The organism is Paenibacillus sp. HGF5 (assembly GCF_000204455.1).
GTDB classification, from domain to species: Bacteria; Bacillota; Bacilli; order Paenibacillales; family Paenibacillaceae; genus Paenibacillus_AQ; species Paenibacillus_AQ lautus_A.
Genome location: NZ_AEXS01000021.1, coordinates 1 through 1,288, shown reverse-complemented (window position 1 = coordinate 1,288; position 1,288 = coordinate 1). Strand labels below are relative to the sequence as shown.

The following is a 1,288-nucleotide window of genomic DNA, read 5'->3' as shown; positions in this document are numbered from 1 at the left end:
GGTATTATCCCCTTTTAGTAGACAAGAGAAAAAAGACATCTGTTAAGATGGACTTAATCTTGCCTAACGAAGGGGATTTTTTCATGGCTAAAAAAGGACAAACTTACCAACGGTACTCCTTGGAATTAAAATTGGAGGCGGCCCGACTGGTCAATGAAGAACATATGAGTATTCGTGAAGTAGCAAAACGTTTAGGTATTCAAAATAAATCTCAAGTACAAGTATGGGCGGCGAAAACGAAACGTGGAATGAGCCTAGAACCTGCCACATCCAAACGGGGACGCCCCAGAACGAAGTTTTCCAGTATGGAAGAAGAGATGGCATACTTGCGAGCGGAGATTGAATATTTAAAAAAGCAGTATCCAAATCTACACAAGGAGTGACGAGTAAAGCTGCTAGATTTCAGATCATAGAGGACTTGCGAGTACGCCATCGTCTTGTTTGGCTCTTGAAGTTAGCCGCGGTTTCCCGTTCAGGCTATTACAAGTGGAGAAAGAGCTTGCAAGCGGCAAAAGAACGTAGACAAAAGCAGCATGAATTGGAATCCCATCTGCTTGCCATCCATCGCATTCATCCCTACTTTGGTTATCTTCGAATGACGGTAGCTTTACGGAGGGAAGGCATTAGGGTCAACCACAAAAAGGTGTATCGATTAATGAAACAATTAGAAATCTGTTCTGTCATTCGGAAGAAGCGTCGATTCTTTGGAAAACAAGCTTCCGTGGTGAATCCGAATCGGCTTGAGCGCCAGTTTAAGGCGGATACGCCACGAACTAAACTGGTCACAGATATTACCTATATTCGTGCTGGAGAACAATTTGTGTACCTGTCTGTGATTCAGGATTTATACAATAACGAGATTGTAGCTTGGCATCTTTCGGAACGAAATGACCTCGCTTTGGTTCATGAAACGCTGGATAGACTCCGTCAGCACGTGGATGTGAGTGGGGTCATCCTACACTCAGATCAAGGATTTCAATACACGTCAAAACCATTTAACCGTAAACTGAAACAACTCGGCATGCTAGGCAGTCACTCTAGGCGAGGAAATTGCCTGGACAATGCCTGTATCGAGTCTTTCTTCTCTCATTTGAAGAGCGAGAAAATATACTTGAATGAGGCAGCAAACAAAGCTGAGGTTGAACAGCAAGTGAGTGAATACATTCTGTTCTATAACCAGAACCGATTCCAGAAAAAATTAAACGACCGTTCCCCGGTAGAATACCGGGAAACGGCCGCAGCTTAAATCTTGTCTTTTTTGTACTGTCTACTTGACAGGGTTATGACC

1 protein-coding gene is annotated in these 1,288 nt (G+C 43.5%); it reads left to right on the top strand.

Annotated elements, in window-relative coordinates; genetic code table 11:
• The first annotated feature begins 83 nt into the window (after nt 1-83).
• A protein-coding gene (locus HMPREF9412_RS32395; RefSeq protein WP_368072371.1) for an IS3 family transposase occupies nt 84-1,246 on the top strand; the annotation gives its coding sequence in 2 pieces (ribosomal slippage) (nt 84-348 and nt 348-1,246; 1,164 coding nt in all).
• Nucleotides 1,247-1,288 lie beyond the last annotated feature (42 nt).